This window comes from Streptomyces sp. CBMA29, assembly GCF_014596445.1.
Lineage (GTDB): Bacteria > Actinomycetota > Actinomycetes > Streptomycetales > Streptomycetaceae > Actinacidiphila.
Genome location: NZ_MECL01000009.1, coordinates 1 through 19,780 on the forward strand (window position 1 = coordinate 1; position 19,780 = coordinate 19,780).

Here is a 19,780-nt window from a genome sequence, read left to right on the forward strand (position 1 = left end):
GACGCGGCGCCGCGGCTGATCGGCGACGCCCTGAAGCGGGCCCTGGCCCGGCCGTCCGGCAACTGGTTCGTCGTCGGCGGCTCCCGCGCGGTCACGGACGGCCGCCCGTACGGCAGGACCGTCGGCGGCACCGAGGTGGTGCTGTGGCGGGACGCGGCGGGCACGCTGCGCGGCGGCCCCGGCGCCTGCCCGCACCTGGGCGCACCGCTCAAGGACAGCTCCGTGCGCTGCGGGACGCTGATCTGCCACTGGCACGGCCTGTCCCTGAAGGGCGCGCCCTTCGCGGGCTGGGAGCCGTACCCCGTGTACGACGACGGGCTGCTGGTCTGGGTGCGGCTGGACCGGGTGGGCGGCGAGGAGCCGACGGCCGCCCCGCTGGTGCCGGTACGGCCGGAGCCCGCGGGCGCCCTGGCGGCGGTCTATACGGGTTTCGGGGTGTGCGAGCCGGAGGATGTGGTCGCCAACCGGCTCGACCCGTGGCACGGCGGATGGCTGCACCCGTACTCGTTCACGGACCTCACGGTGGTCGGCACGCCCGCCGGCGGTGCCGACGCGGCGCACGACGCGTTCGCGGTGGACGTGTCCTTCAAGGTCGCCGGGCGGGCGGTGGTGCCGGTGCGCGCGGTGTTCACGGCGCCGGAGCCCAGGACCGTCGTCATGCACATCACCGAGGGCGAGGGGCGGGGTTCCGTGGTCGAGACGCACGCCACGCCGCTCGGCCCCGACCGGTCGGGGCGCCCGCGGACCGCGGTGGTGGAGGCGGTGGTCGCCGCGTCCGACCGCCGCGGGTTCGCGGTCGCGCGGGCCGCCGCCCCGGTGCTGCGCCCGCTGATGCGCAGGGCCGCCGGGCGGCTGTGGCGCGACGACCTGGCGTACGCGGAGCGGCGTTGGGCGCTGCGCGCCACCGGCCGTTTCCCGGGCTGAGGTCCCGCAGCCCCGTCCCGTCACCTGTCGCCGAGAGCCGCCATCGCCCGCAGTACGGCCGAGCGGCCGCGCTCCGGGACCGTCCAGAGCGTCTGGCCGCGCACGCCCCACCGCTCCAACAGGGCGTTGGCGGCCAGGAAGCCGGTGGTCGCCGCGCGTTCCATGAGGGCGACCGGGAGGTCGGTGCGGACCGCGTCGCCCGCCACCGTGACGGCGGGGTGCGGGGTGCGGACGGTGGGTCGGTCGTGGAAGCCGCCCACCGGGAACAACGGGCAGTCCGCCCGCCATTCGTGCCGCTGGTCGACGATCGAGGCGTGCGCCGTCTCCGGGTACACCCGGTGCATCTGCCGCACCAGCCGGTCCCGGGCGGCGGTCCGGTCGTCGGCGGCGTAGGCGTACGCGTGCAGTTCGATCACCGAGCCGCCGGTCCTGGCCGCCCAGCGCGCAGCCTCGCCCTCCCAGCGTTCCAGCACGCTGATGTTGTCGAGCGGGCCGAAACCGCTGGTGCCGAGGAAGCCCGGCCGGTCGGCGGCGACCGGCCGGTCCAGCCAGAGCCGGGAGACGAGGAACGGCGGCGCGGTGCGCAGCCGTTCGGCCCGCTCCCGCCACGGGGCGTCGCACAGACCGGGCGAGGCGGCGGCCAGGCGGCGCAGGCCGCCGCTGTCCAGGGCGAGGACGAGGGCGTCGAAGCGCCGCGTCCTGCCGTCGGCGGTGACCGTCGGGCCGTCGGGCCCCGCTGACCCGGCCGCGCTCACTTCGGTGCCGGTGCGCACGTCCGCGCCGTGACCTTCCAGGTAGCGGCCGAGCGGTTCCCAGAGCGCCTGGGGGTACGGCTCGTCGGGGACGTCGAAGAGCAGGCCCTCGCTGGAGCCGAGGAAGTAGATGTGGAACATCAGGACCAGCTCCGCGGCGGAGAGTTCACGCGGGTCGGCGAAGAAGCTGCGGGAGAACACCTCGAAGGCGAGGTGCTGGGCGGCGTCGGGGAAACGGATGCGGGCCAGGAAGTCGGCGGCGCTGACCGTGTCGAGGCGTGCGTAGACCTGCGGCACCCGCACGTCCAGCAGGGGCAGGGCGGCGGCCGGGTTCATCCGGAGCAGGTCCCGCCAGCCGAAGGCCGGGCTGAGGGCGACGAAGCCGAGGGCGCTCCACGGCGGGGTGCGCGGGACGCGGGCGAAGCTGTCGTACAGGCCGTTGCTGTGCCGCAGCGGGTAGTCGGGCAGCGCGGTGAGCATGTCGAGGGAAGGGTCGGCGCGGCGGAGCAGGCCGCGCAGGTTGTAGTACTGGCGGAAGAAGGCGTGGAAGCCGCGGCTCATGGTGACCGGTGAGCCGTCGGCCAGGTCGGTGGACCAGCCGGCCAATCGTCCGCCGAGGCTGTGCTCGCGCTCGTACACGGTGACCCGGGCGCCGCGTTCCGCCAGGCCGGTGGCGGCGGCGAGTCCGGCGATGCCGCCGCCGATGACGGCGACCTCGGGGGCGTCGGCGCCGAAGCGGGGGCGGCCGGGCGGCGCGGGGATCGTCCGGGCACGCCGGTCGCGACCGCGGCGGGGCGCGGCGGGCCGCCCGGTCACCGCGGGTCCCGGGGCTGATGCCGGTGCTGGTTCCGGGGCTGATGCTCGGGCTCATCTCGGGGCGGGTGGGGAGACCCCTGTTCCGGCTCGCCGCGCGGCGGGGCCTGGGGTGCCCGGCCGAGCACGGTGTGGGCGATGCCGGTCTGCCAGCCGGCGGAACGGCGCAGGTGCGCGTGGTAGCCGGGGTTCATCGCGGTCAGCCGGTCGTAGCGGGCGGAGCCGTGGTCGAACGCCGACGACGACGCGTCGTCTCGCAACAGGGGCATGGGCGCTGACTTCCTGTGGGGGGTGGCGGCATCGGGCCGGGGCGACATCGCGCGGGCCGCGCCGGGGCGCTGGCTCACGGGTGCGACCGGGGCGGGTCGGGTCTGCGGACGACGGGTTCGCGGGGCCCGGGTTCGCGGGGACCGGGTTCGCGGGGCCCGTGTCTGCGGAGGAAGGGCAGTTCGGCCACGGTCCGCAGCATCGGGGCGACCGGGGTGCTCAGGCCGATCAGGAAGTCCTCCCCCGGACCGGAGCCCCCGTCGAGGAAGCGCAGCAGGCGCTCGGTCGGCACCCGGCGGAACAGCCCGGTGAAGAAGTCCGCGCCGTCCACCCGCCCGGTGTCCAGCGCCCGCAGCATGACGGCGTCCATCGCCCGGGAGCGGCGCGAGTGCGGGGAGGGCGGTACGGGGGCGCGGCGCGGCCGGCCGCCGACCGTGGGACGGCCGGTCAGGAGGGCGTCGGCGACGGCCTGGGTCTGCCGCTGGACGGCCGCGAAGGTGTAGCCGGTCGACGCGCGGGTCGCGCCGCCCGCTGTGCCGATCCGGAACACCGAACGCCCGGCGCGCGGGGTGAACCGCCCGTCGGTCATCGGGATCACGCCCTGCTCCACGCCGGTGACCTCGAACCGGCCGAGTCTCAGCACGTCGTCGGTGTAGTGCCGCAGCGCCGCGTCGTACCGCGCCGCGTCCAGGACCCCGGCGGAGAATTCCGTGTACTCCACGAGCGCGTGCCGGGGTCCGAGCGGCAGCACGTAGCCGAAGGACAGTCCGTGCGCGGGCCGCGGTGTGCGGAAGTCCATCAGGTCGGCGACCGAGGGGTCGAAGGCGTCGTCCGCGGTCCTGACGAACCAGCCCCTGAAGTGCTGGAGCAGCGTCGTGCGGGCCGCGGGGAGCCGTGGGAGCGGGCGGGAGTCGAAGACCCAGCGGGCGTTCAGCTCCAGGGGCAGACCGGCCGCGTCGTGCCCGCGGACCCGCGCGCCGGTGGCCGTGTCCTGGACGGACTCGACCACCGCCTCGATCCGGCGGCAGCCGTCCGGTCCCGACAGGCGCTCGCCCACCAGCCGTTCGAAGGCGCCCGACCGCAGCATCTTGTAGCGGAACGGCGCGGGATCCGCCACGGTGGCCGAGCCGTCGGGCCCCCGGACCCGCAACCGGCCCCAGGAGGCGGCCAGGACCGCGTCGTACGGGCCGCCCGGCGGCTCCCAGAAGCACCAGGTGCGCTCCGGCGGTCGCAGCGGGCCGGACGGTGCGTCGACCAGCACCACGGTGGGCCGGTGCCGGCCTGCCGTAGGCGCGCACAGCCGGTGGGCCAGCGAGAGCCCGGCGGCGCCCGCACCCACGATCACGACGTCCGCGTCCCGCACTCGTACTCCTCCCGGCGCGACGAACTCCGGGCCGTCAGGGACCGGCTGCCGCGTTGCAGATCTTTCCGCAGCGAAGGCCCGGTTGGATGCACGCGGGACGCGCGGCGAGCGGCGATCTCCCAAAAGGGGGACGCCGGGCCGTTCGGAGCGGCTGTTGGCGGCACGCCTCACCGGGACCTCGGCCACCGCCGCGCGCGCTGTGCCCGCCGCCTCCCGTCGTTGACGTCCGCGGCCGTCTCAGACGGACGGGCTCCGGGCCGCCACCAGGTCGAGCGCGATGTCGACGATCATGTCCTCCTGGCCGCCGACCAGTCGTCGGCTGCCGCACTCCATGAGGATGGTGCGCACGTCGACGTCGTAGCGGGCTGCGGCGGCCTCGGCGTGCCGGAGGAACGAGGAGTACACACCGGCGTATCCGAGGGTGAGGGTCTCCCGGTCCACGCGCACCGGGCGGTCCTGCAGGGGCCTGACGATGTCGTCGGCGGCGTCCTGGAGCCGGAACAGGTCGCAGCGGTGCTGGTATCCGGAGATGTTGGCGACCGCGATGAAGGCTTCGAGCGGGCAGTTGCCCGCTCCCGCGCCGTGGCCCGCCAGCGAGGCGTCGACGCGCCGGACGCCGTTCTCGACCGCGACGACGGAATTGGCGACCGACAGCGAGAGGTTCTCGTGTGCGTGGATGCCGATCTCGGTGGAGTCGTCGAGGACGTCCCGGTAGGCCCGTACGCGGGCGGCGACGTCGGCCATCGTGAGCCGCCCGCCGGAGTCGGTGACGTAGACGCACTGCGCACCGTAGGACTCCATCAACTTGGCCTGCCGCGCGAGCTGTTCGGGCGGGGCCAGGTGCGAGAGCATCAGGAAGCCCGAGACGTCCATGCCCAGTTCGCGCGCCGCGGCGATGTGCTGCGCGGAGATGTCCGCCTCGGTGCAGTGCGTCGCGATGCGCACGGATCGCACACCGAGTTCGTACGCCCGCTCCAGCTCGTGGATCGTTCCGACGCCCGGGAGCAGCAAGGTGGTGAGGCGGGCGTGCCGCAGGACGTCCGCGGCGGCCTCGATCCACTCCCAGTCGGTATGGGACCCGGGACCGTAGTTGACCGATCCGCCGGCGAGTCCGTCGCCGTGCGCCACCTCGATCGCGTCGACTCCGGCGGCGTCGAGGGCGGTGACGATGCGTCGTACGTCCTCGGGGGTGATGCGGTGGCGTACCGCGTGCATGCCGTCCCGCAGCGTCACGTCCTGTACGAAAATCGCAGCCGACATCTCAGACTCCTGCCTTCGCCGCGGCGATCCGCTCGGCGACCCTCAGGGCCGCCGAGGTCATGATGTCCAGATTCCCTGCGTAGGCCGGGAGGTAGTGCGCGGCTCCCTCGACCTCCAGGAAGACCGACACCTGGTGGGTGGGGCTGTCGGCCGCGGCGTCCAGCAGGCTGTGCACGGGCTGCCCGGCCGGAATGCGGTCGATCTGCACCCGCTGCTTCAAGCGGTAGCCGGGCACGTAGGCGGCGACGTCGGCGACCATCCGCTCCACCGACGCGCTGATCCGTTCCCGGTCCTCGGCGTCGGGTGCGCGGACGAGGGCGAAGACGGTGTCGCGCATCATGAGCGGCGGTTCCGCGGGATTCAGGATGATGATCGCCTTGCCGCGCCGCGCCCCGCCGACCTGCTCGATCGCCGCCGCCGTGGTCTCGGTGAACTCGTCGATGTTCGCCCGGGTGCCGGGCCCCGCGGACTTCGACGAGATCGAGGCGACGATCTCCGCGTACGGCACCGGCACCACCCTGCTGATGGCGGCCACGACCGGGATGGTGGCCTGGCCGCCGCAGGTCACCATGTTCACGTTGGGTGCCGCGAGATGTTCGTCGAGGTTGACCGCCGGGACGACATACGGCCCGATCGCCGCGGGCGTGAGGTCGATGAGCCGCTTGCCCAGCGGGGCCAGCCTGGCGGAGTTCGCTTCGTGGGCCTTGGCCGACGTGGCGTCGAAGACGATCGCGATGTCCTCGACGCCGGGCAGCCGCAGCAGACCCTCGACGCCTTCGTGGGTGGTCGCGACCCCGAGGCGGGCCGCACGCGCCAGCCCGTCGGAGGCGGGGTCGATGCCGACCATGGCCGCCATCTCCAGGCGCTGAGCGTTGCGCAGCACCTTGATCATGAGGTCGGTGCCGATGTTGCCCGATCCGATGACGGCGACCTTCGTCTTCGTCACACCTGCCGTACGCGCCGCGCCCGTGGCCTTCGTCGCGTCTGTCGTACCCGTCGTGCCCGCTGTCTTCGTCATGCCCGCTCTCCTTTGCCGAACCGCACCTGCACCGCGCCGAGCCCGGACAGCCGGGCGACGACGACATCGCCTTCGACGACGGGACGCATCGGACCGAGCGCGCCGGACAGCACGAGCTGCCCCGCGCGCAGCGGATCGCCGAGTTCCCGCGCGGTCCGGGCGAGCCAGACGACCGCCGCGACGGGGTCGCCCAGGCACGCGGCGCCGGTGCCCGCGGAGACCTCGTCGCCGCCGATCGACATCGACATCCGCTGCTCCACCGGGCTGAACGCGTCGAGCGAGAGCCGCCGCGGACCGATGACGTACGCCCCGGCCGAGGCGTTGTCGGCGACGGTGTCCGCGAAGCTGATGTCCCAGTCGGCGATCCGGCTCCCGCACACTTCGAGAGCCGCCGAACCCCAGGCGATCGCGCCCCGGACCTGAGCGTGGTCGAGCGGGCCTTCGGTCAGGTCGTCGCCGAGCATGAACGCGATCTCGGCCTCGACCCGGGGCTGCGTCACGCGGTCGATCGGGACGGTGTCCCCGCCGAGGAACGCCATGTCGTCGAAGAGGACGCCGAAGTCCGGCTGGTCGACGCCGAGTTGCTGCTGCACCGCCGGTGAGGTGAGGCCGATCTTGCGCCCCACGACGCGGGCGCCCGCCCGCAGGCGGTGCGCCGCGACGGTGGCCTGTACGGCGTAGGCGCTCGGCAGGTCGTCCGCGCCGATCAGGTCGCGGACCGGTGCGCAGGGCACGCCGCGTGCCGCGGCGTCGATGAGCCGGGCCGCCGCGGCGGCGACGGCGTCCTCGCCGGCCGCGGCCGGTCGGCGAGGTGCGCTGCCGCCGTGAGGGCGTGTGGATGATCGGGAAGAAACCATGGTGGTGTGCCACCCCACAGAACAGGGGCCGCCGGAGGTCCGGCGGCGACGGCCGAATGATTGATTGGCAGAGGTTGTCGTCCGTGCCTTTTCGCTGCGCGTCCGACGCGGTGGTGACCGGCCGGGCCGGGCGGCAGCGTCGCCCGGCCCGGCCCCTGACTCAGGAGGTCAGGAAGTCAGGAGGTCAGCCGGTCGGCCGCCGCGCCGACCGGCGGCTGCGCGGCGGACGCGGGCACCCGTCCGCGCCGGGCCGAGAAGCAGATGAAGGCGACCAGGACGTCGCAGCAGCCCGCGACGAGGAGACAGATACGGAACCGGTCCTCGGCCGGCACCCCGGGGATGGCGGCGACACTCTTCGACTGCAGGATGCTCGAATAGACCGCCGGGCCGAGCGCCCCGGAGATCGTCATGATGATGCCGATCATGCCGATCCCCATTCCGGTGAGCTCCGCGCGGACACTGCCCTGGATGGAGCTGAACAGTCCGACGCCCACCAGGCCGCTGCCGACGCCGTAGACGCACGCGGCGGCCACGAACGACCCCACGGAGGCGCCGCCGGACATGGCCAGGATCAAAGTGAGTGCGGCGGCGCAGTGACAGGTCGCGCCGGCCCCCGCCACCAGCAGCGGCCTGGCACGAGCGCCGAGGATGCCCGCGCCGATACCGGCGAGCGCGCCGAGCAGCGAGTAGGGCAGCAGCAACAGCCCGGTGTCCAGGGCGTCGTACCCGAGGCCGTATCCCGCGGCGGGGGGCGTCTGCACGTAGAACGGGATGAGGAACGTGACCGACTGGATCGCCATGCCGATCGTGAAGCCCGCCAAGACCGTGCGGGCGACGGTTCCGGACTTCAGGAGCGCCAGATGGAAGACCGGGGTCTTCGACCGCTTCTCCAGTGTCACCCACACGGCCCCGCCCGCGAGACCGGTCGCGGCGAAGCCGATCGCCTTCGCCGACGAGATGCCGTCCGATCCGGCCGTCTTGATGCCGTAGAGCAGCAGGATGATCCAGGCGACCAGGCCGATCACATTCCCGATGCCGAACGCGGCCGTGGCGTCGCGGGGACTCGACGGGATGACGGCCCAGACGCAGATCCCCACCACGACGTACACGACGGTCGCGCCCAGGAAGAAGTCCTGCATCGACACCCGGCTCAGCGCCAGTCCGCCGGCGACGAGCCCGACTCCGGCCCCGACGGCCTGTGCGACCTGGCTGACGATCACCGCGGTGTGCACCGAGGAGCCCGCCAGGTGGCGGCGCAGGACGCCGACGCCGAGCTGACCGGAGGCGGAGCCGAGTCCCATGACCGCCGCGCCGATCAGCATGGCGGGGAAGGTGTGCGAGATGCCCGGCACGAGCATGCCGGTCGCGAGGAGCGCGGCGCCCAGTGTCGCGGCTCCGCGGTCGCCGAGCACGTCCGCCAGTCGCGGCAGCAGGATCGTGCTGACGCCGCCGCCGATCAGCAGCAGGGTGAGCACCCATGCGACGTCGCCGACCGTCAGGTGGAACTCGCGCATGAGTACGGGAAGCAGCGGGGTCAGCATGAAGGTCACCGCGGACGAGGTGAAGCCGAGCAGCGCGGCCACGGCGATCAGGGGATTTCTCCCGCGGGTGCCGACGGGTCTGTCGACGGGCTGTCTTTCCTGGTGGTGTGTTTCGCTGTGCGTCATCGCACTGCCTCTCCTCATGTCAAGAACGCCCCTGGGGCCATCCCCGCCGCGGTGTCGGCACCTGCGGGCGGAGGGCGGGCCGCTCGGCGAGCGACCGGTGACCGGAGTATGTGATTCGGCCATGTGAGCGGCCAGCAATACGTTCTGCCTGGGGGAACGCGGCCGAAACTCGTCACCGCCGGGAGCGGTGGGACGGCGCGCGGGACAGCGTTACGGTGCGAGGTCGGGGCGGCGCGGGGTGCCCACGGCGCTCACGTCGAAGACCGCGCCGGTCACGGTCGCGGACTCCTCGCGCGAGGCGAGCAGGACGTACGGGGCGACGTAGTCCTCGGCGCGGGGGGCGAGGTCGAGGGCGGAGTACCGACGGAGCTGGTCGCCGGTCGGCAGCATGTCGCTGATGGAGGTGTCGCCCAGCGCCATGGCGCGCGGCCCGCGCAGATCGGTCGCCATCCCGCCCGGCGCGACCGCGTTCACCCGCACACGCGGCGCGAGTTCGTAGGCCAACTGCGAGACGAGTCCCACTCCGGCGTGTTTGGACGCGGTGTAGAGCACGCCGCCGCCGCGTGGGTACAGCGCGGCGTTGGACAGGGTGAAGATCATCGATCCCCGCCGCTCGGTGAGCGCCTGCGCCGCCGCACGGGCGCCGAGCAGGTAGCCCTTGACGTTCACGCCGAACAATTCCTCGTAGCCGCTCTCCAGTTCGGCCATCGACATGTCGAGCGCGGCCCGGCCGAAGTCCCACAGCCCCGCGTTGCCGATGAACGTGTCGAGTCCTCCGAAGGCCGATACGGCCGCTTCGACGGCTGCGGCGTTGTCGGCTCCCGAGGTGACGTCACCGCGTACGCCGCGTACGCGGTCGCCGTGCGCCTCCCGCAGGCTGTCCAGTTTCTCCGGTGACCGTTCGAGCACCGTGGCCGTCGCGCCCTCGGCGACGAAGCGGTCGACGACGGCCCGGCCGAGCCCCGATCCGCCGCCGGTCACCAGCACCGACAGCCCGGCGAGACGTCCCTGTCGGGCGGCCATCAGTGGTGTTCCAGGAAGTGCTTGACCGTGGCGTTGAACTCGGCGGCGTGTTCGAGCTGCGCCCAGTGGCCGCAGCGGCCGAACATCAGCAGCCGGGAGTCGGGGATGACGGCGTGCGCGCGCAGGCTGGTCTCGTAGTGCACCGTACGGTCGTCCCGGCCGTGAACGATCAGGGTCGGCACGTCGGACCCGGCCATCTTCTGCCCCGCTTCCGCGAAGCCGGTCGCGCCGACGCCCGCGCGCATCACCGCCAGCCAGTTCCGCAGGTGCTCCGGCCTGCTCACGGCGGTGCGCGAGCGTTCCTCGGCCAACTCGCGGGTGGCGTGGGCCGGGTCAAAGCACATCACCTCGACCAGCTTCTGGAAGTTCTCCGGCGAGGGGTCCTCGTAGGTGTCGAAGATGATCCGGATGCCTTCGGACATCCCGTTCGGCGCCATCACGTTGACGCCCCAGATGCCCGAGCCCATGGTCACCAGGTGCGAGACCCGCTCGGGGTGCTCGGTGGCCATGACCATCCCGACCGCGCCGCCCATGGAGTTCCCGACGAAGGCGGCGCGGTCGATGCCCATGGCGTCCATCAACTGCGTGACGGCCGCGCCCTGGTCGCGTCCGGTCGCCACGCTCTGCGGGTTCGAGTCGCCCCAGCCCGGCATCGTCACGGCGATGCACCGGAAGTCGGCGGCGAGTCCGCGGATGTTGGCCTCGAAGTTCGACCAGCCGGTGGCGCCGGGCCCGGTGCCGTGGATCAGGAACACGGGATCGCCGTCACCGGCTTCGTTGATCTGGATCTGATAGTCGGCGGTGTCGACCAGCCGGTAGGTGGAGTCGTAGGTGATCTCTGAGGTGACGGTCGTCATTGCGCGCTCTTTCTCACGAGGTGCTGTTTGAGTGTTCCGCGCAGGTCGAGGCCGGGGTCGGACAGCAGTCGGCTGTCGACCGGCACGTTTCCCGCGATGAGCCGCTTCACCACGCCGACCTCGCGGGCGGCGCCCATGCCCGCGGCTGCCGCGATCCGGCCGTGCCGCAGCCAGAAGGCGAGGAACCGGTCGGGAACGGCGCCCTCCCGGAGGACGAAGTCGTCGCTCCGCCGGGGCCGTCCGATGATCTGCAACGTGGTGTCGTACTGGTCCGACCACGCGTAGGGCGGCGCGGTGTACCGCACCGGGCGGCCGGCGATCGTGCCGCCCACCGCCGTACCGTGCCGCTGCGCCGCCTCCCAGTGCTCGAGCCGGCCCCGGGCGGTCAGGTGCGGGTGCGGCTGGCTCGCGACATCGCCGGTGGCGTAGATCCACGCCCGGCTGGTCTGGCCGAACTCGTTGACGGGGATGCCCCAGTCGTCGACGTCGATACGCGCCGTACGGGCCAGTTCCGTCCGCGGCCGTACGCCGATCCCGACGACGACCGTGGCGGCCGGTACGCGCTGGCCGTCCGACAGGCGCACCGCCTCCACGCCCGCCGGGGAGCCGAGGAATTCCGTGACCGTGACACCGGTCAGCAGCCGCACCCCGTGGTCGCGGTGCAGCCGCGTCATCAGGTCCGCCACGGCCGGTCCGAGCACGGTGGCCAGCGGATACGGCTGCGCTTCGACCACGGTCACCTCGATGCCGCGCCGACGGGCGACGGCGGCGAGTTCGAGGCCGATGAAGCCCGCGCCGATGATGACCAGCGGGCCGCCGCGGGCCAGCCGCTCGTTGAGCCGTACCGCGTCGGCGGCGTCCCGGAGCGACAGGACGTTGTCGGCGTCGGCGCCGGGCGTGGTGAGGCGGCGCGCCGCGACACCGGTCGCCAGCACCAGTCGCCCGCAGCCGAGGACGTCGCCGCCGCTCAGCCGTACGGTGAGCGCGCCCGGATCGATGCCGACGACGCGTTCGCCGAGCCGCAGAGTGATGTCGAGGTCCTGATAGACCGACGAGGGCTGGATGGGCACGAGACCGGCGGACTCCCCGTCGAGCAGCCCCTTCGACAACGGCGGTCGTTCGTAGGGGAGGTTGGGGTCCGCGTCGACCAGGGTGACGGTGCCCCGGTAGCCGTGGCCGCGCAGGGCCACGGCAGCGCAGACGCCGGCGGCGCTGGCTCCGACGATGACGCAGCTCTGCCCGGACACGGCCGACGTGCTCAACTCCGCTCCGGTATCTCGACCATGACGTCGTCGCCGTCCAGCTTCACCTGGTAGGTGCACAGCGGGAGGGTCGCGGGCGGCGACAGCACGGAACCGGTCCTGAGGTCGAACTTCGCGAAGTGCCAGGCGCATTCGACCTGGTCGCCGTCCACGTACCCGTCGGCCAGCGAGGACTGGCCGTGCGTGCAGGTGTCGTTCAGGGCGAAGAATTCGCCGTCGGCCCTGAACACGGCGACGGGCGGCACCGTCGGCATCTGGAGTGCGTCACCGTCGTCGAGTTCGTCGACGGAACAGGCACGGATCCACGGCATTGCTGCACCTTTCGGTAGGCGCGGGACGGCGCGCGGGGCGGGTCGGGTCAGAAGAAGTTGCTGAGGTTGCCGGACTGGAGCACCGTCTGGTCGAGGTAGACGAACCGCTTGGCGATCGCGAACCCGGACTCCGTGCGCCGCAGTGTGTCCTCGCGCCGGCCGACCCACTGGTCGGTGTCGCTCTTGAGCCGGGTGCGGTACAGCAGGAAATTGCTCTGCACCACGAGTTCGGCGCCGCTGTCCTCGGTCACCCGGACGTTGGTGATGAGGTGCCGGGTACGGGACGGCGGGTCCTCGGCCCACGAGGTCCCGGTCGCGAACTTCTCGGCCCGCGTCCGGAGGAACTGCTTGTCCTCGTCGAAGTAGGCCATCTCGCCGGGCTTGGTGAACTCCAGGTGCAACTGCCGCCTGGTCATCGTCCGCCGCAGCGGCATGAAGTAGTGGGTGTCCTCGGTGAAGAGGTCGACCCACTCCTCGTACTGGTGGGCGTCGAGCAGGGCCGACTCGTAGGAGTAGAACTGCTCGACCCCGTGCTGCCGCAGCAGCGTGTCGAGATCGACGGCGTGCGGGACGGGTACGGCACGCGCTGCGGGTACGGCGTGAGTCGTCATCGCGGGCTCCTGGGCCTAGTAGCGGTCGTGGGGAACCGTGCTCTTGCGCAGCCCCTCCCACGTGGGGTTTCGGAGCCACTCGCGCCAGGCGTGGTAGGTCCACAACTGGGCGTGCTCGTTGATGGGCGCGTCGATGACGGCGAGGCCGTCGTCCTTGACGACCTCGGACGTGCCGAGACCCATCTTGAGAAGCTGGGGGATCTCGCGGCTCTTGGCGCCCTTGGTCTGGAGGGTGGACTGCGCCCAGTTCTCGCCGTCCTCCTGTTCAAGCATTCCGGCGGGTCCGAAGAAGTGGATCTGCGCGTGCAGCGCGGCGGCCTGCTCCTGCGGCGAGGCGTTCTTGTCGCGGAAGGAGTACCACCAGATCTCGGTGACGTCGGGGCTGCGCGGCACTCGCAGGCTGAGCTGGGCGTTCGCCGTGACCCAGGCGGTCGGGAAGATGTGCGGGTGGCCGGCCACCCGGCTTCCGTGGCGCCCGAGCTTGGCCTGGGTCTGCGGTGTGTAGCGCCACTTGAACTGCTCCCGGCCCCCGGCCGTCACCTCCAGCGACTCCTGGTCGGGACCCGAGATCGCGTGCCCGTACTCGCCCACCATCACCACGTTGTGCAAGTCGGTGGGCAGGAAGGGGACTTCGAGGTCGGCGCCGGATTCGGTCCTGGCGCCGCCGTCGACGAACTCGTTCGGCGGGGCCGGGATGAGACCGACGGCGAAGGCCGACATGTGGGTGATCTGCGGGTGGTAGTAGTCGAAGACGTTGTCGACGGTGAACTTCCAGTTGGCCCTGACGGTGAACTTCTGGACGCCGGGGACGGCTTCCAGGTCTCCGCGCTCGGCGAGCAGGTCCAGTCCGAGCCGGCCCGTCGCGCCGAGGTACTCCTCCAGGGGCGGCGCGTCCGCGTCCATGGTGGCGAACACGAAACCGCGGTAGGAGTCGAGGTGTGCCACCTTGCGCAGCGGGTGCTTGGACAGGTCCAGCTTGTCCTTGTAGAAGAGGGACTTGCCGGGCACGCCGACGAGTTCGCCGTCCAGTCCGAAGGTCCACCCGTGGTACGTGCACATGAAATTGCGGACGTTTCCCTCCTCGGCCCGGCACACCGCGTTGCCGCGGTGCGAACAGGTGTTGAGAAAGGCGCGGATCGAGCCGTCCCGCTGCCGGACCACGAGGACGTTGTCCGATCCCATCGGGGCCTCGAAGAAGTCGCCGCGCTTGGGAATCTGCGTCTCGTGGCACAGAAAGAGCCAGGCCCGGCCGAATATCTGCGTCATCTCCAGATCGAAGATCTCCTGGTCGCTGAAGATGCGCCGGTCGATCTCGCCTCTTTCGAGCGAGACCAGCTCATCGAGCTGGTCCACCGCGCGTGGGGAGTCGTTCATGGTGTTCTCCTTGGCGTACGCGTCACCGTCAGTGGGTGTGATTGCGGTCGTGGCCCCAGAACTGAGCGGCGTCCCAATTCGTGATCGTCCAGGTCTCGTCGTCGATCAATTTGCCGGCCGTTCCGTACTCCACACCGATGCCGGACGGCGACTTCATGTAGAACGAGAGCATCTCGTCGTTCGTGTGCCGGCCGAGCGTCGCGGTGAGGGAGATCTCCTTCGCGCGCACCCGGTCGAGTGCGCGGCCGACTCCGTCGATGCTGTCGACCTCGAGCATGAAGTGGTCGATGAAGGGCTTCCTGCCGTCCGGCGCGGGCCCGAACGCGAGTGAGTGGTGCCGGGGATTGACGTGGGTGAAGGTCAGGACCAGGGGCTTGAAGGTGATGTAGTCGCTCACCTTGAAACCGAGGACCTGGCGGTAGAAGGCGACCATCTCGTCGACGTCGGACGAGACGAGCACGATGTGGCCGACCCCCAGGTCGTTGCCCTTGCCGTCCCGCGTCACGAACCGGACACCGGTCGGCGAGACGAAGGCGGAGGACACGGTGACGGCGCCGTAGAACAGCTCCAACCGGAAGCCGGCCGGATCGGCGAACCGCACCAGCCGGCGGACTCCGCGCAGGTCGGCGAGGTGCGGATCCTCCTTGACGGCGACCCCCGCGCTCTCCAGGTCCCGCACCTGGGCGTCGAGGTCGTCCTCGGTCGCCACTTCCCAGCCGACGTAGGACAGCGTGTCGTCCCCGGCGCGCACCGCGATGCGGTGGTGCCTGGCGTCCATCCGCAGAAACAGCGTTTCTACGTCGTCGGCGTCCCGTCCGCGGGTGACGTGCAGGCCCAGAATGTCGCCCGCGAAGTCCTCCCACGCATTGAGGTCTTGCGCACCTATGCCGATGTAACCGAGCGCCTTGATATAACTCACGCGCGATTCCTCCGATTCCCAATGGATGACGCGGAGGCCCTCGAAAAACACACAAGGGAAGGGCCTGCGCATCACTGTATTTAGCGCACCAGAAGAAGCCAGGATTCTGTTCCGTCAGACGGAAAGCAGTTGTTCCGGCGCACTCCCCGCGGTCATGTGCGGTGCAGCGCGGTCGAGAGCTGCTGTGCGGTGTCGACGAGCACCGACCTGTACCGGGCGGGGGTGCGGCCGAGTACCGGGCAGGAAAGCGAGACCGCGGCGACCGCACGGCTGTGATCAGCGGCCCAGATAGGCGCCGCCAGGCAGGCCACGCCGAGGAACGACTCCTCGTGATCCGTCGCGATACCGGTCTCGCGCACCCGGACCAGAGAGAGCTTCATCCGCTGAGCATCGGGAATGGTGTACGCGGTGAACCGCTTGAAGGATCCGTCGAGAACGGCCCTCAGATGCGGGGAAGGGGCGAACGCGAGCAGCGCCTTCCCGAGCCCTGTGGCATAAGCGGGCCTGCGCCCGCCGATACGCGTGTCCATTCTCGGCGCGCCCAGTCCTGAGACTTTGTCGATGTACAGGATGTCCGCACCGCTGAGAATGGCGAGATGAATGGTCTGCCGGGTGAGGGCGAACAATTCGGCCAGGTAGGGAGAGGCCAGTTCGCGCAGGTCCTTCGCGGCGCCGACCTGCACCCGGCTGCCCAGCTCGAAGACGCGCTCGGCGAGCAGATACCGCTCGCCTTCCTTGGCCACATAGCCGTGCTCGATCATCGCGCTCAGCAGCCGGTGGACGGTCGACTTGGCCATCCCGGTGCGGGCGGCGATCTCCGAGACGCCCAGGGACTTCCGCGAACCGGACAGGGTGTCGAGCACGGCGAGCGCCTTGCCGACGGATGTGTCGCGCACTTCGCCGGCCGCCGCGGCGGCGTCGTGCACCCGCCGCGGGCTTTCCGGAGCAGGCATCGGGTTCCTCCTCAAGGTACGAGGTCACCAGCCGTTAAATGGGAGTAAACTCTCACTTAGCCGTCACAGTAGGCTGCCCGCAGTCGCATCGCAAGAGTGGGGAGCGGAGATTGCCGGACGAGTCCGCAGCACCGGTACCGGTACCGGTACCGGTACGCAAACGCGCCCGTCGCGCCGACTCCCGGCGGAACCTCGATCGCATCCTGGCGGCGGCGCAGACCCTGATCGAACGCGAGGGGCCCGACGTCACTCTCGACGAGATCGCCAAGGAGGCCGGTGTCGCGCCCGCCACCCTCTACCGGCACTTCCCGAGCAGAATGCATCTGTTCGAGGGCGTCTACCGCGGTCGTGTCGCACAACTGGCCTCCATGGCAACGGAGTTGGCGCAGCGCGACGAGCCGACGGAAGCGCTCCTGAACTGGCTGCACCAGTTCGTCGATCTGGGAGTCGAGGCGCAGGGAGTCCTCGCCGGACTGCTCGCGCAGGGGCTCCGTGAGACCGACCCCGTCGCCAACGCCGAGTGGGGCCAGTCGCAGCTGGTCTCGGCGGCGGATCTGCTGCTGCGGCCCGCCCAGGAGCTCGGCGCCATCCGCGAAGACCTCACCGCCGGCCGGCTCGTGGCGCTGCTCACCGGCATCGCCCTGGCCGTCCACACGCTCGGCCCCTCCTCGGCCACGGCCCGGACCCTGGAAGCGCGCCACGCGCTGAACCTTCTGCTCGAAGGTCTCGCGCCGCGGCCCTGACCGTCGCCTTCACGGCGGGCCGTCGCCTTCACGGCGGGAGAGCCCGCGGCGGCGCGCACCGGGGCGACGACGCAGCGGAGGAATCAGCCCGTCAGCGTATCGGCGGTCTTCGACGCTCCCGTCCCGTCCCGTTCGGCATCGGTCGGCGCCCGCGTACGCAGCATCACGGCCGGGACGATCGCGAGCACCGACAGGGCGACAGCCAGCCAGAACAACCCGCCGAAGGCGTCGGCCAGTTCGGGTGCCAGGCGCTGCCGCGCGGTGTCGCTCAGCACGGCCAGGGACTGGACCCCGCCGCCGTCGGTGAAACCGCTGAGCCGGCGTTGGAGCAGAACCGCCGCCACAGCGGTGCCCATGGCTCCGGCGACGTACTGCACGATGCTCATCAGCGTGGACGCGCCGGGGATCTCGTGGCTCCGCAACGTGGCGTATCCGGCGGCGGTCAGCGGCGTGGCCGTGGCGCCGACCCCGACGCCGCGTACGAACCAGCACACCGACAGCCATACGTCGCTGGTGTCGGGCCCGATCATGGTGAGCGGAAGCACTCCGGCGGTCACCATGAGCAGGCCGAAAACGATCACCACCCGGGGACCGCGCTTGTCCATCACCCGGCCCGCCGTCGTCAGCACCAGCATCGCGCCGAAGGCCGACGGCGCCACCAGGAGGCCCGCCTTGATGGCGCTGTCCCCCCGCGCGAACTGGTAGTAGAGCTGCACCAGGAACAGCACCGCGTTGGTAGCGGCGAGGTAGAGGAACATCGCGATCTGGGCCGATCTGAGGGCCGCGTGCCTCCACAGCCGCAGGTCGAGCAGCGGATGAGCGGCCCGCGACGCGTGCACGACGAACGCGGCGATCAGGGCGATTCCCAGACCGCCGGTGAGCGCGACGGACGGGGACACCCGGCCGGCATCGCCGAAATCGGAGATGCCGTAGACGACCAGCGCCAGTCCCGGCGGCAGCAGGGCCAGACCGATGAGATCGAGCTTTCGCGGCACACCGGCTTCGCCGCGGTCGAGGACGACCCAGGCCAGACCGATCCCGAGAGCGCCCAGCGGCAGGTTGACGAAGAAGATCCACCGCCAGGACAGGCTGGAGAGAATCAGTCCGCCGAAGATCGGCCCCAGCAGGGGCCCCAGCATGGACGGAATCCCCACCACGGTCATGACGCGTCCGAGGCGGCCGGGGCCCGCCTCCCGGGCGAGGATCGTCTGACCGGTGGGCAGCAGCATCCCGCCGCCGATCCCTTGGACAGCGCGCGCGGCGATGAGCAGCGCCATCGAATTCGCGAGTCCGCACAGCAGCGAGCCGAACAGGAACATGGCCATGGACGCGATCCACACACGTCTGGAGCCGAATCGGTCGTTGGCCCAGCCGGTGAGCGGCACCACCGTGGCGAGGGCGAGAAGATAGACCGTGCTGACCCACTGGACGGTGGCGAGCGACGTGTCGAAACTCCTCACCAACGACGGCACGGCCACCTGGACGATCGTCGTGTCGAAGATGGATATCAGGGAGCCGAGAATCGTGACCGTCGCGACCAGAGTCATGCGTCGGTCGAAGACCTTCACCTTTTGAGAGCCGACGTCGTTCAACGAATCTCCGATCGCACCGCACACGCTTCGCGGCGCGTGTCATCCGAAAGGGCGCGGCCGCACCGCCTTCGGAGAGTGTCCGCTCTCCGCTCCCGATGCGGTGCCGCGTCGTTCCGTCAGACAGAACCGGTCTGCTCGTCGTCCGACCGCGGACGTACGGGAGCCAGGTGGTGACGTGCCGGACGGTGATGCCGGGTCAGGTCAGACCGTGTGGATCGTGTTCACGAGCGTGCCGATCGCCTCGCACCCGATCGTTCGCGTCGCGCCGATCCGGTGCTGGTAGTCGATCTCCCGCAGCGTGTGCGTCCCCGTGATGTCGGTGCCCACGTGGATGATGTCGCCGGGGAACAGGGTGTGGTGGTCGCTGGCGTGCGCGATGACTTCCGCCACCGAATAGATCAGGCGCTCGGTCCGGCATTCGATCCGTACGTCGTCGCCGGTGGCCAGGGTGATGCCGAGCCGGTCGGGGTCGGGGATCTCGTCCCTGGTCACGATCCACGGTCCGCACGGCTTGAAGGTGTCGGTGCCCTTGGCCCGCAGGTGGTAGGTGACCCTCATGTCCCCGTGCTCGAAGCCGGACGCGGCCTGGGGCCGACCGCCGTGCCGACGGTCCAGCTCCCCCGCTCTGGAGCCCGGTACCACCACCGTGTCACCGGCCCGCAGCCCGGGTGCGGACACATCGTCGATCAGGGTGTACCCGAAGACGTGGTCCAGTGCTCCGGCCGCGTCGATCCGCGTGCCCTGCCGTCCGATCACCACGGCCAGCTCCGGCTCGGGATGGACGAGTCCGAACGACGGTCGGAGCCGGATCGGTTGCCGGTGTCCGACCAGCGCGGAACCGGGCGAGGAGAAGAACGGCGGATGGTCAGGGACGGTCGACGCGAACGCGGCGAACACCGGGCTGTTGAAACCGACGCCGAGAATCTTCCCCGGCCGCGGGACCGGCGGCAGCCAGGCACCGAGCCGGTCGATCTCGGCCACGCTGGTGGCGGCCGAGGACCGGTCTTGGCCGAGCGCGCGGGCCAGCCGCGGGCGCAGGTCGTCCCATCGTTCGATGAGCGTCAGCACGCCGTAGAGGCCGGGGCCGCCGACGAGGTCGCCGACCGGGACCGCCCGGCCAGCCAGATCGAACACGACCGGCTCGGGCCGTCCGTCGATCACGCATGTTCCTATCCGCACGGCAGCGCCTCTCCGTGGAGCGGCGCCTCTGCGTA

General features: G+C 71.3%; 19 protein-coding genes. 2 read left to right on the forward strand and 17 right to left on the reverse strand.

Translation table 11 applies throughout. The annotated features are described in order from the left end of the window. Nucleotides 1-924, forward strand: a 924-nt coding sequence (locus BGM09_RS01830; RefSeq protein ID WP_188279570.1) for a DUF5914 domain-containing protein, incomplete at its 5' end; no start/stop codon positions are given. A 20-nt stretch (nt 925-944) separates the two neighbouring features. On the opposite strand, the gene BGM09_RS01835 is transcribed toward BGM09_RS01830, so the two are convergent. The 15 genes from BGM09_RS01835 to BGM09_RS01905 all read right to left on the reverse strand — a co-directional run bounded on the left by BGM09_RS01835 (nt 945) and on the right by BGM09_RS01905 (nt 16,231). After that, nucleotides 945-2,492, reverse strand: coding sequence for an FAD-dependent oxidoreductase (locus BGM09_RS01835; RefSeq protein WP_317452487.1), 1,548 nt, complete (start codon nt 2,490-2,492; stop codon nt 945-947). Beyond that, the gene (locus BGM09_RS01840; protein WP_188279571.1) at nt 2,489-2,758 is read right to left on the reverse strand and encodes a hypothetical protein; all 270 of its coding nucleotides are present in this window, start codon (nt 2,756-2,758) and stop codon (nt 2,489-2,491) included. The genes BGM09_RS01835 and BGM09_RS01840 overlap by 4 nt, the downstream gene beginning before the upstream one ends. 74 nt (nt 2,759-2,832) lie before the next feature. Further along, nucleotides 2,833-4,119: a lycopene cyclase family protein gene (locus BGM09_RS01845; protein ID WP_188279572.1), complete on the reverse strand. Its 1,287-nt coding sequence runs from the start codon at nt 4,117-4,119 to the stop codon at nt 2,833-2,835. A gap of 237 nt (nt 4,120-4,356) precedes the next feature. Further along, entirely contained in the window at nt 4,357-5,379 is a 1,023-nt protein-coding gene (dmpG, locus tag BGM09_RS01850; protein WP_188279573.1) for a 4-hydroxy-2-oxovalerate aldolase, read from the reverse strand. Between the two features lies 1 nt (nt 5,380). Next, nucleotides 5,381-6,325 (reverse strand): acetaldehyde dehydrogenase (acetylating), encoded by a 945-nt coding sequence (locus BGM09_RS01855; RefSeq protein ID WP_188279654.1) that lies wholly within the window; start codon nt 6,323-6,325, stop codon nt 5,381-5,383. 68 nt (nt 6,326-6,393) lie between these two features. Next, on the reverse strand, nt 6,394-7,254 hold the full coding sequence (locus BGM09_RS01860; protein WP_188279574.1) for a 2-keto-4-pentenoate hydratase: 861 nt from the start codon (nt 7,252-7,254) through the stop codon (nt 6,394-6,396). 176 nt (nt 7,255-7,430) lie between these two features. Beyond that, nucleotides 7,431-8,921: an MFS transporter gene (locus tag BGM09_RS01865; protein ID WP_188279575.1), complete on the reverse strand. Its 1,491-nt coding sequence runs from the start codon at nt 8,919-8,921 to the stop codon at nt 7,431-7,433. 210 nt (nt 8,922-9,131) lie between these two features. Continuing rightward, nucleotides 9,132-9,944 carry a 3-(cis-5,6-dihydroxycyclohexa-1,3-dien-1-yl)propanoate dehydrogenase gene (gene hcaB / locus BGM09_RS01870; protein WP_188279576.1) on the reverse strand — a complete coding sequence of 271 codons (813 nt, stop codon included), beginning with the start codon at nt 9,942-9,944 and terminating at the stop codon, nt 9,132-9,134. Beyond that, entirely contained in the window at nt 9,944-10,801 is an 858-nt protein-coding gene (locus BGM09_RS01875) for an alpha/beta fold hydrolase (protein WP_188279577.1), read from the reverse strand. The genes hcaB and BGM09_RS01875 overlap by 1 nt, the downstream gene beginning before the upstream one ends. Then, nucleotides 10,798-12,063 carry an NAD(P)/FAD-dependent oxidoreductase gene (locus BGM09_RS01880; RefSeq protein ID WP_188279578.1) on the reverse strand — a complete coding sequence of 422 codons (1,266 nt, stop codon included), beginning with the start codon at nt 12,061-12,063 and terminating at the stop codon, nt 10,798-10,800. Before BGM09_RS01880 ends, BGM09_RS01875 begins: the two co-directional genes overlap by 4 nt. Beyond that, complete coding sequence (locus BGM09_RS01885) at nt 12,060-12,374, reverse strand: bifunctional 3-phenylpropionate/cinnamic acid dioxygenase ferredoxin subunit (protein ID WP_188279579.1); 315 nt, start codon at nt 12,372-12,374, stop codon at nt 12,060-12,062. Before BGM09_RS01885 ends, BGM09_RS01880 begins: the two co-directional genes overlap by 4 nt. A gap of 47 nt (nt 12,375-12,421) precedes the next feature. Beyond that, a complete protein-coding gene (locus BGM09_RS01890) occupies nt 12,422-12,985 on the reverse strand; it encodes a 3-phenylpropionate/cinnamic acid dioxygenase subunit beta (protein ID WP_188279580.1) in 564 nt (187 codons plus the stop codon). Nucleotides 12,986-13,000: 15 nt separating this feature from the next. Beyond that, nucleotides 13,001-14,359, reverse strand: a complete 1,359-nt coding sequence (locus BGM09_RS01895; RefSeq protein WP_188279581.1) for an aromatic ring-hydroxylating oxygenase subunit alpha — start codon at nt 14,357-14,359, stop codon at nt 13,001-13,003. Between the two features lie 28 nt (nt 14,360-14,387). Next, entirely contained in the window at nt 14,388-15,278 is an 891-nt protein-coding gene (locus BGM09_RS01900; protein ID WP_317452488.1) for a VOC family protein, read from the reverse strand. 152 nt (nt 15,279-15,430) lie between these two features. Then, complete coding sequence (locus BGM09_RS01905; RefSeq protein WP_188279583.1) at nt 15,431-16,231, reverse strand: IclR family transcriptional regulator; 801 nt, start codon at nt 16,229-16,231, stop codon at nt 15,431-15,433. A 110-nt stretch (nt 16,232-16,341) separates the two neighbouring features. Here BGM09_RS01905 and BGM09_RS01910 point away from each other — a divergent pair, with 110 nt between their 5' ends. Beyond that, nucleotides 16,342-16,974, forward strand: a complete 633-nt coding sequence (locus tag BGM09_RS01910; protein WP_188279584.1) for a TetR/AcrR family transcriptional regulator — start codon at nt 16,342-16,344, stop codon at nt 16,972-16,974. A gap of 83 nt (nt 16,975-17,057) precedes the next feature. On the opposite strand, the gene BGM09_RS01915 is transcribed toward BGM09_RS01910, so the two are convergent. Together BGM09_RS01915 and BGM09_RS01920 are read right to left on the reverse strand one after the other, a co-directional pair. Continuing rightward, nucleotides 17,058-18,521, reverse strand: a complete 1,464-nt coding sequence (locus BGM09_RS01915) for an MDR family MFS transporter (protein WP_188279585.1) — start codon at nt 18,519-18,521, stop codon at nt 17,058-17,060. A gap of 246 nt (nt 18,522-18,767) precedes the next feature. Further along, a complete protein-coding gene (locus BGM09_RS01920; protein ID WP_188279586.1) occupies nt 18,768-19,727 on the reverse strand; it encodes a fumarylacetoacetate hydrolase family protein in 960 nt (319 codons plus the stop codon). Between the last annotated feature and the right edge of the window lie 53 nt (nt 19,728-19,780).

What these genes read in the sequence shown, in the direction of transcription:
- BGM09_RS01905 (WP_188279583.1), bottom strand. Translation starts at nt 16,231, where the DNA reads ATGCCTGCTCCGGAAAGCCCGCGGCGGGTGCACGACGCCGCCGCGGCG.
- BGM09_RS01890 (WP_188279580.1), bottom strand. Translation starts at nt 12,985, where the DNA reads ATGACGACTCACGCCGTACCCGCAGCGCGTGCCGTACCCGTCCCGCAC.
- BGM09_RS01865 (WP_188279575.1), bottom strand. Translation starts at nt 8,921, where the DNA reads ATGACGCACAGCGAAACACACCACCAGGAAAGACAGCCCGTCGACAGA.
- BGM09_RS01895 (WP_188279581.1), bottom strand. Translation starts at nt 14,359, where the DNA reads ATGAACGACTCCCCACGCGCGGTGGACCAGCTCGATGAGCTGGTCTCG.
- BGM09_RS01840 (WP_188279571.1), bottom strand. Translation starts at nt 2,758, where the DNA reads ATGCCCCTGTTGCGAGACGACGCGTCGTCGTCGGCGTTCGACCACGGC.
- hcaB (WP_188279576.1), bottom strand. Translation starts at nt 9,944, where the DNA reads ATGGCCGCCCGACAGGGACGTCTCGCCGGGCTGTCGGTGCTGGTGACC.
- BGM09_RS01885 (WP_188279579.1), bottom strand. Translation starts at nt 12,374, where the DNA reads ATGCCGTGGATCCGTGCCTGTTCCGTCGACGAACTCGACGACGGTGAC.
- BGM09_RS01860 (WP_188279574.1), bottom strand. Translation starts at nt 7,254, where the DNA reads ATGGTTTCTTCCCGATCATCCACACGCCCTCACGGCGGCAGCGCACCT.
- BGM09_RS01915 (WP_188279585.1), bottom strand. Translation starts at nt 18,521, where the DNA reads ATGACTCTGGTCGCGACGGTCACGATTCTCGGCTCCCTGATATCCATC.
- BGM09_RS01875 (WP_188279577.1), bottom strand. Translation starts at nt 10,801, where the DNA reads ATGACGACCGTCACCTCAGAGATCACCTACGACTCCACCTACCGGCTG.
- dmpG (WP_188279573.1), bottom strand. Translation starts at nt 5,379, where the DNA reads ATGTCGGCTGCGATTTTCGTACAGGACGTGACGCTGCGGGACGGCATG.